We start from the raw sequence: 9121 nt of genomic DNA, 5'->3' as shown, positions 1-9121 counted from the left end.
CCGCGTCGATGCACATGTTCAGGTTGTTCTTTATCTCGTTGAAGTCACCCTTGTAGTCGTCGGTGATCTTTGCCGGGATATCCCCCTTGGAGATGCGGTCGATGTATTCTGCGGAGACGTTCAGGGGGCCGATGACCGCGTCCAGGGTGTCATTGATGCCCTGGACGATCTTGGCGTAGTTCCCTTCAAACGCAGCGACATCGGCCCGGGCATCCAGTTTGCCGTCCTTGGCCGCCTCGACCAGGTCGGTTACCCCTTTGGTGACCTCGATTTCCTTCGAGATATCAAGGACGTACTCGAGACCTCCGACAATCGCGCCGGAATCGTCCTTGAGTGGTCTGCCGGTATAGCGGATCGGCATGTCGCCGCTGGGTAACTGGGCTATAGTATCCTTGGTGCAGACCTCATCGCGCAGCATGGCCTGGTGGACCTGGCAATTTTCGGTGCGACAGTCCTTGGTTCTGAAGAGGGAATAGCATTTTTTTCCCACACATTCTGCAGTTGTTAATCCCAGGGCACGGGCCCCGGCCTCGTTGATGCCGGTGATGTTGAAATCCATGTCGACGGCCATGACCGGAGTGGGTACGAGATCGAACAGTTTGCCCTTTTCAACAAGTCCCTTGGTCGCTGGGTCAGAAACATGCGACCCGGCGGAATTGTGGTCCTTTTCCCCTATAAACCCATCCTGGTTTTCCGAGGGAACATCTTGTGTCCTATGGAAAATACTTTCTTTCAGCTTGCTTCGTCCGAACATGGCGTACTATCCTCCCTGGCTGCGTTTATGCACGATGTGCTGGGATGTATTCTGTCAACCGTTCGTATCTGGTGGGTCGTGCTGGGAACGAACGGAAAATTACTAATTTTTACCGCAAATCGGTCGAGAGACGTTGGAGCACTTCCCTGCCTGTTTGCCGATACAACCTGGCCCCTTTTGACCGTTTTTTGAACGAGAAAATATCACATCCATGCGACGGGGCCGTACACAGATTGCTTTCTCGGGCGATGACGCTATTGAAAATCTGGGAACGGTAATGGTCCCGGACCAGGTTGATGACCCTGCGTTGCGACCAGGACCACGGTTGCACCATGGTCAGGAGAATCCCCAGGAGTTTGATCCGCAGCTCCATGCCCCCACACAACCGGCCGATGGCTTCCTGCAGACTGATGAGCCCTTCGAGGGCCAGATACTCGGGTGCCATGGGGACCAGGTAATAGTCCGCACAGACCAGCGCGTTGACGGGCAACAGGGACAGTGAGGGCGGGCAGTCGCAGACGATATAGTCGTACCTGGATCGTATGGGAACAATGAGCCTTTGCAGAAATTGCTCGCGTCCGGGCATGTCCGCCAGCATGATGTCGGTGTTGGCCAGATCCATCGCCCCGGGGATGATGTCCAGCGATGGCAGCTGGGTCCGGTGTATGGCACCATTTATAGCGACGGTCCCCTGGATGAGATCCGCAAGCGAAGGGGAAAGCTCGTGCCATGCAAGCCCGAGGGCGATGGAGGCAGAAGCCTGGGAATCCATGTCGATGAGAAGAACCCGGTGACCCTGCAATGCCAGAAAGGCGGACAGATTGACCGAGGTGGTCGTCTTGCCGGTCCCGCCCTTGTTGTTGAGGACGGCTATGATCTTGTTCTGCTTATACATGGCGACTTGTGTAGACGAATTGATCGGTTGCACGCGGTTTAAACCCCATTTTGTCCCAGAATGTCCTTGCCGTTGGTCGGACATGATCGGCGATCAGGGTTGAGTAGTTCTGTTTCAGGTATTCGACGGTTTTGGTGCCAAATCCATGTCCTTGATATTCTGGAAATATTTGGATGGAGAAGATGGTCAAGGAGTCGTTTTGCCGTTTGGTGCGCAATTTGCCGATCCTGGACGTCTTGTACTCGATATTCGACCAATCAAAGGCTGAATGGTTGTTGGTGGATTTTTGTATGGTCAGGTTGTCCATTGTTCAGGCCTTGGCGTTACGGAGACTCGATCCGAGGAGTTGGTTGCAATTTTTTGTACGGGGGGGGCCGTGTCCGAAATATATGGTTCTGATATCCAGATCACAGAGCCGTTCGAGTACATGAATGAATGTGCGCTCATGCGATCCGTCGGGGGTTGTGATCACGAGGGGGGCGTCTCCGGAAAATAGGACCCCCTCGGTCTGATTGTATAGGCAAATCGAATCATGACTATGGCCGGGACAGTGGATGACTTCGAACTCGCTGTCCCCCATAGTGAGGATGTCTCCGTCGTCAACGGTCCTGTCGATACCGTGGTAGTGCCTGGAATACCCATAGACCGGCGGTGCATAGATTTTTTTGATCGGTCCGAGCATGGAAACGTGGTCGTAATGGGTGTGGGTGAGAACCACCTGCTCGACCCTTTTTTTGCCGACCCCTGTTCGGGAAGATTCGATGCGTTCCATTACGGTTTCATCCCGGCCGACATCGACAAGGGTGTTGATGTCGGAGAGCTGGTTCCAATCCCCGCGCACAAGATAGACGTTCGAGGTATATATGGTGCTCTGGGTGGTGAGATTTTCGATTTTCATCGGGCCGCGCTTTTTTTTCGGAACAATTGGGCATGGGAGACCACTTGTTCGAACAAATCCCCACACCCGTCCGGAAGTTTTTGGGTCTGTTCGGTGACAAAGTAGCCGCCATCCTCCAGTGCGTCGTAAAACATCTTGATCACGTCGATCCGTTCTTGCGGGGTGAAGTGGAGGAGCACGTTCTTGCACATGATCAGTGAACAATCCGTGCGGGCCGGGCGCAGGGACAAAAGGTCATGCTTCTCGAAATCCAGGGCCTTTCTGATCTCTTCGTGTATGGTATAATGTTTTTTGTCATCGTTTTGCGTGAAATATTTATCGAGAATCTCGGGAGGGACACTTTTTAGCTGTTCCATATGGTATATAGCTTTTTCAATTATTGGTTCGAACTGATCGCTACCATCAATGTCGGTTGCATGTATTTTTACATTTCTAAACATCATGTTGCCCATATTTTCTTTAAGAACGATTGCAAGAGAATAGGGCTCTGGCCCCATTGCACTTCCTGCATCCCATATATGTATAAAACGTCTCGTTCTAAGATAGGGTATTGCGTAATCCCGTATGGTATCCAAAGTAAGTTTATCCCTAAAGAAATATGTAAATGCCATGTCTTTTTGTATATAGGTTGTTTATATATGATTTTGCTTAAAAACCAATAATTTTAAAAATATTAAACTTTTTTCGTTCGACAGAGCAACCCTATTTTTTTTATTTTTTGGGGTAGGGTTTTTGGGTATGCCTTATAAAAAAATACAGTTATTCCAGGAAAGGAAAAAATTTTTTCGGCTAGCGATGGTAGGGGTGGGGGATGCGCCGGCACATCCCCAACCCCTCGGGCGGCCGGTCACCCGTGTGGGGGGAGCTGGATGGAACCATCCCTGGTTCATTTGCAACGTATTTCGATATTAACAATAATTGTGCCGAAAAGAGCATGTATAAAAGAGTATATATTTCAAGATGTCATGTGTTTTAGAAGATAAAAAAAGACCCGGTGTGTGACTTTATTCATGAGCAATATGAATCCGTTCAATTCATATTTGAAAAAAGTCCCACGCCGGGTCCTGGTTGGGGCAAAACCGGATTATGCGCTGTCCAGCAGTATTGTTTGGATATTGGTTGTGCTATCCCCTCTGATCGGTCCGAGTATACGGCGTGTATGGGGGATGCTGGCCTAGCGGGTGGTCCCCGGCTAGCCATCGTTTGACTACGCCGCTAAAAACGCTCGAAATGGTCATCCTCTGGGGGGGGTGCCGTCCATGTGCAATTCTATTCCCTTGGGAGAAGATTTTGGAGAATGTGCTCCGGGCAGCATGCTTTTTTTCGGGGGATGCGCTGTGTGCTTAGCGATGTTGGCAGTGGCCAACGTAGCGGATACCTGTTCTCCGACATGGAAAAAGGCGATGGTCTTTTGGAGTTGTTCGGCCTGGGAAGAGAGTTCTTCGGATGTGGCGGCCATCTCTTCAGAGGCCGAAGCGTTCTGTTGGACCACCTGGTCGAGCTGCTGCACGGCCTGATTGATCTGCTCCGCGCCCGCGTCCTGTTCCTTGCTGGCCGCTGTTATTTCCTGGACGAGATCGGCGGTCTTCTTGATTTCAGGGACTATGGCATCGAGCATTTTTCCCGCGTCTTCGGCCTTGCCCACGCTCGTGCCGGAGAGTTCGCTTATCTCGGCCGCTGCCCGGCCGCTATTCTCGGCCAGTTTGCGGACCTCTGCGGCTACGACCGCGAATCCCTTACCGTGTTCTCCGGCCCGGGCCGCTTCAATGGCCGCGTTCAAGGCGAGAAGATTGGTGTTCCTGGCGATCTCCTCGATGATCGAGATCTTGTCGGCAATATCTTTCATGGCCCCGACTGTTTCGCCGACGGCCGTGCCGGTACTCTGGGCGTCCTCGGCCACCTTGACGGCGATTTTTTCTGTCTGCAGGGCGTTTTCAGTGTTTTGTCGGATGTTTGAGGCCATTTGTTCGGCACTGGAGGTGATTTCTTCTACTGAAGCGGCCTGTTCTGTCGCCCCGTGGGAAAGCTGTTCCGAAGAAGAACTCATCTCCTGGCTTCCGGAGGCGACGTTTTCGGCCCCTGACTGCACTTCCTGGATGGTCGAGCGCAATTTGTCGATCATGCTGTTGAGTGCCTTGGCCAGGACACCGATCTCGTCTTTTTGGTCAATGTCCAGATTGGCCGTGAAGTCGCCCTTGGCCATTGCATCGGCAAAGGCGACGCTGGCAAAAATGGGCCGGGTGGCGGTACCGGAGTATGGTTAATGGCTGTGGTGGATTGGGAAGGGAAGAACGGTCGGGGGTCAGTCGTTGGATATGTCGTATTTGTTCAGGATGGAATAGACCCGGGAGCGGGTCAGTCCGGCTTGCCGGGCGATGTGTTTGACGTCTCCGCCAAAGTGGCTCCAGAGATCCTGGAAGTACCGTCTCTCGGTTTCATGGTACATGAGATCCTTGAAGTTTTTCCAGTCCGGGATGGGATCAAAGGAAAGGGGGGAGCTGTCCGGATTGAGCATGGAAGAGGAGGGATCAGGGGTGCGGAATTGGTTTTTGAGCACGGCCACGCGCATGCTCACGGGAAGGTGTTTCTGATGCAAGATCGGGTCCTTGGCCGCTTTGGCAATGACCCGTTCCATGAGGTTGACCAACTCGCGGACATTTCCCGGCCATTCATAGCTTTGCAATGTCTCCAGGAATCCTTGGCTGAGGGTTTTCGCGGCCATCCCGAGCTTTCCGCAAATGGTAGCCGTGTAGTGTTCGGCAAGCAGCCGGACATCGTCCTGACGGGCTTTGAGCGGGGGAAGGTGGATTTCGTGGGACCTGATCCTGAATAGGAGATCGTTCCTGAATTTTTCTTGTTCGGCCGGGGAGTCCAGATCCTTGTTCGTCGCAGCGACCAGCCTGAAATCGCTCGTGCGTTCCTTGGTCGAACCGATGCGCCGGTAGGTTTTGGTCTCCAGAACCCTCAGGAGGACTTTCTGGTTGGAGGCGGAAAGCTCTCCGATTTCATCCAGGAACAGGGTTCCCCCATGGGCGAGTGCGACCAGCCCTTCCTTGTCGCTGACCGCTCCGGTGAACGATCCCTTGCTGTGTCCGAACAGGGCGTTCTCCACCAGGCTGTCGGTCAGGACAGCGCAATCCACGGTCACGAAAGGTTTGTCCATGCGTGGGCTGTTGTCGTGCACCGCCCGTGCAAAAAGTTCCTTCCCGGTTCCCGTGCTCCCGGTGACCAAGACGCTGTGTTCCCCCCGGGCCGCTTCGGCCATTTCATCCAACGCCTTTTTCAGGGTCGGGCTGGAGCCGATTATATGGGTATGGGCGGTCAGTCTGGTGGGCTCGCGTTTGAGCCGTTCTCTGCGGTATTCCAGGGCCTGCTTGAGGATGAGAGCGATCTGCTTCACGGAAACCGGTTTGGGCACGTAGTCAAAGGCCCCCTGGGTCAGGGCCCGTTCCGCACCATCGAGATCGGCAAAACCCGTGATCACGATGACTTCGGGCCTGGAAGGCATGTTCCTCAAGTCCTGGATGATGTCCAGACCGCTCCCGTCGGGAAGGCGGATGTCCAAGAGGACTGTTGCGATATCCTTGGTCGAGGCGATATCCAGTCCCTGGGCCAGGGTCTTGGCCGTGAATGGTCTGTGCCCGGCCTTGGTCACAAGTGTGCTGAAGAGCTCCCGTATGGGTGCCTGGTCATCGATGGTCAGGATGTTTTGGGGAGAATCGGTCATACAAAGATCCGGTGGGTCGGAACATTTGGCTAAGGGACATTGACTCTTTAGCCCAAACCCGTGATATTCACAAGGAATAATGTGTCGATCGAGTGTACGTGGAATATATGTTGTATGACGATTTTTTGCTTATACGGAACATGAATCAAGGGGGTAACAATGACCGAGGAACGATCCGTCCTTATCGATCAGATTGTCGAAACGATCCGTCAGACGGCAGCCCATTATGGACTCTGGTTTGCCGAAGCCGTGCACCAGGTAGGTCTGGAAACCGCCCTGGATGCGGAGCACGAGGCCGGGGATCGGTTGCGGCACATTCTGGAACACCGGATGTGCCGGGTCTTTGGCAGGGAAACCAGGGAAGAGCTGTTTGCGGGGATGGATGAGCAAAAACTGCATTCGTTGGCCAAGTCCCTGCATTCTTCATGGCTGGCAGCGGACGGTGTGTGGTTCCAGGCGGTAGAGAGCCGGTGTGGTATGGACGACGCCAAACGGGTCAATGATACCTGTTGGATGCGTTTTTCACCCTTTGAGGCCCATCGGATCAAGGCGATCCTCGGACTACCCGAGAATCCGGGACTGGAAGGATTGAAAAAGGCTTTGTCCCACCGCATGTATGCGCATATCAACACCTGGGAGATCGTCGAGGAGACGGAAACCTCCTTTGTCTTCAGGATGAACAAATGCCGGGTGCAGACAGCGAGAAAACGCAAGGGCATGGACGACTATCCCTGCAAGTCCGGGGGCAAGGTCGAATACCGGGGATTCGCTCGGGAGATCGATGCACGGATCAAGACGACATGTGTCGGGTGTCCGCCGGATGAACATCCCAAGGAATGGTATTGCGCGTGGAAGTTCGAGATGGAAGGGTAGAAGGAAGGGGAGACGGGAGAAACGGAGACGGGAGAAACCCGTGTAGGGGCAGATTCCATATCTGCCCTTTGATGGGGCCAGAAGAAACGAGGGCAGGGGGCAGAAGAAATTCCCGTCTCCCTTTTTCTATCCCTTTTTATAGAAAAAAATCCGAAGAATCCCCTCCTCCGGCCCCCTGGTCAGTGTGCTGACGACAACGAAAGCGACCAGCGAGACAGCCAGGGTGGGCACGATGACGTGCATGCCCATGAACCGTTTGATCCAGATGACCAGGGTGAAATAGGAGGCCAGACCGGCACACATGGAGCAGAGGGCCCCCTTGGCATTGGCCCGTTTCCAGTACAGGCCCAGGACCACGGGCCAGAGGAAGGTGGCCTGCATGCCGCCGAAGGCAAAGAGGTTGATCCATACGATGAGGTCCGGCGGGCGCAGGGAGGCGATAAACACGATGGTGCCCAGAAGGGCGGTGCAGTAGAAACTCAATCTATGCAACCGGCTGTCATCTGCGGCTTTGCCCCCGCGTATATAATTGATGTACAGATCCCGGATCAACGTGGCCGAGGCCAGGATGAGCTGGGAATCGATGGTGGACATGATCGCTGCCAATGGGCCTGCCAGGAAGATGCCCGCCACTACGGGCGGGAGAATGGCCAGGCTCAGTGCGGGCATGATCTTGTCACCCACGGTCAGATCCGGGATGATGGCCCGGCCCAGGGCCCCGCACAGGTGCATGCCCAGAACGAGCAGGCCGAGCACCACGGTGCTGACCACGATGGCCGTGTGCATGGACCGGCTGTCCCGGTAGCCGAAGCAGCGCACGGCCGTGTGCGGCAGTCCTATGACCCCGAAACAGACCAGGACCCAGAAGGAGAGGATGAAGGGTTTGGCCAGAAAATCCTTGGGCCCGAACGGGGTGATCAGCCCCGGATCGATGGCCTGCATTTTGTGGATGATGGCGGTCATGCCCCCGCCCATATGGACGATGCCCACAAAAAGGGCTCCCGTCCCCACGAGCATGACCATCCCCTGGACCACGTCAGTGAGGACCACCGCCCGGAATCCCCCCAGGGTCGTGTATAGGACCACGGTCACGGCAAAAACGGTCAGCCCCACATGATAGGGCAACCCCGTAGCCGTTTCAAAGAGCCGGGCCCCGCCGATGAACTGGGCGACCATGGCGGCGATGAAGAAGATGACCAGACTCAATGTGGCCAGAATGACCACGGCCCTGTTTTCGTACCGTGCCCGCAAAAAATCGTTGATGGTCACCGCGTCGATGCGCCGGGCAACGATGGCGAACTTTTTCCCGAGTACCCCCAGGGTCAGCCATGCCGTGGGCACCTGGATCATGGCCAGCAGCACCCACCCCAGCCCCATCTTATAGGCCACACCCGGCCCTCCCACGAAACTGCTCGCGCTGATGTAGGTGGCCACCAAGGTCATGGCCAGCATGATCCCGTTCATGGACCGGCTGCCGATGAAGTATTCTTCCAGAAAATTTCCCGAACGGGACAAAACCCTGTTGGCATACACGGCCAGAAGATAGACAAAACCCAGATAGACCCCCAGGGGAATGAGCACTTCCAGGTTGAGGTTCATGATTGTATCCCCTGATCCTGGGAATGATTGTTTCTGTTTTTGGCCGGATTGACCGATTCACCAAGGTCAATCCGGCCAATTTGGTCACCGGGGTCATCAGGATCCAGGTCCACATCCGTAAACCAAAATCGTACCATACCCCAGGCGGCCACCCCAAAGACCGGGACCCCGGCCACGCAGCTCATGAAAAACCAGGCCGGCAGTCCCAGGATGGGGGTATACGATCCGGCCGGGCCGCTCCCCAGGCCATAGGCGAACCCATACCACCAGATGAAATTGGCGATGGTCAGAAGAACGCAGGCAAGGGCCTCCTTGGCTGCGGTGCTAAAACGTGGGTCCTGCTGCATGGGGACTGGATCCTTGTTTGTCGGGAAG

At 54.8% G+C, this 9121-nt stretch carries 9 protein-coding genes and 1 pseudogene; 1 reads left to right on the top strand and 9 read right to left on the bottom strand.

The features are described from left to right. The 7 genes and pseudogenes from ACY692_RS04470 to ACY692_RS04440 form a co-directional block, all read right to left on the bottom strand. Positions 1–754: PAS domain-containing protein (locus ACY692_RS04470; RefSeq protein ID WP_462324143.1), on the bottom strand; the 754-nt coding region annotated here is incomplete at its 3' end. A 109-nt stretch (positions 755–863) separates the two neighbouring features. After that, positions 864–1649, bottom strand: a complete 786-nt coding sequence (locus ACY692_RS04465) for a ParA family protein (protein ID WP_462324142.1) — start codon at positions 1647–1649, stop codon at positions 864–866. Beyond that, on the bottom strand, positions 1642–1956 hold the full coding sequence (locus tag ACY692_RS04460) for a hypothetical protein (RefSeq protein WP_462324141.1): 315 nt from the start codon (positions 1954–1956) through the stop codon (positions 1642–1644). Before ACY692_RS04460 ends, ACY692_RS04465 begins: the two co-directional genes overlap by 8 nt. A gap of 3 nt (positions 1957–1959) precedes the next feature. After that, positions 1960–2547, bottom strand: coding sequence for an MBL fold metallo-hydrolase (locus ACY692_RS04455; RefSeq protein ID WP_462324140.1), 588 nt, complete (start codon positions 2545–2547; stop codon positions 1960–1962). Then, positions 2544–3158 carry a CheR family methyltransferase gene (locus ACY692_RS04450; RefSeq protein ID WP_462324139.1) on the bottom strand — a complete coding sequence of 205 codons (615 nt, stop codon included), beginning with the start codon at positions 3156–3158 and terminating at the stop codon, positions 2544–2546. The genes ACY692_RS04455 and ACY692_RS04450 overlap by 4 nt, the downstream gene beginning before the upstream one ends. Positions 3159–3762: 604 nt before the next feature. Further along, positions 3763–4789: pseudogene (locus ACY692_RS04445) on the bottom strand (methyl-accepting chemotaxis protein); the annotation flags it as partial. Positions 4790–4849: 60 nt separating this feature from the next. After that, positions 4850–6274 carry a sigma-54-dependent transcriptional regulator gene (locus ACY692_RS04440; RefSeq protein ID WP_462324138.1) on the bottom strand — a complete coding sequence of 475 codons (1425 nt, stop codon included), beginning with the start codon at positions 6272–6274 and terminating at the stop codon, positions 4850–4852. A 159-nt stretch (positions 6275–6433) separates the two neighbouring features. On the opposite strand from ACY692_RS04440, the gene ACY692_RS04435 reads away from it, so the two are divergent. Further along, entirely contained in the window at positions 6434–7147 is a 714-nt protein-coding gene (locus tag ACY692_RS04435) for a DUF6125 family protein (RefSeq protein ID WP_462324137.1), read from the top strand. A 126-nt stretch (positions 7148–7273) separates the two neighbouring features. On the opposite strand, the gene panF is transcribed toward ACY692_RS04435, so the two are convergent. Beyond that, a complete protein-coding gene (panF, locus tag ACY692_RS04430) occupies positions 7274–8746 on the bottom strand; it encodes a sodium/pantothenate symporter (RefSeq protein ID WP_462324136.1) in 1473 nt (490 codons plus the stop codon). After that, complete coding sequence (locus ACY692_RS04425; RefSeq protein WP_462324135.1) at positions 8743–9093, bottom strand: YhdT family protein; 351 nt, start codon at positions 9091–9093, stop codon at positions 8743–8745. The genes panF and ACY692_RS04425 overlap by 4 nt, the downstream gene beginning before the upstream one ends. Positions 9094–9121 lie beyond the last annotated feature (28 nt).

The sequence above is a fragment of the Desulfoplanes sp. genome, from assembly GCF_054921335.1.
This window is presented reverse-complemented; position numbering and strand designations above follow the sequence as displayed.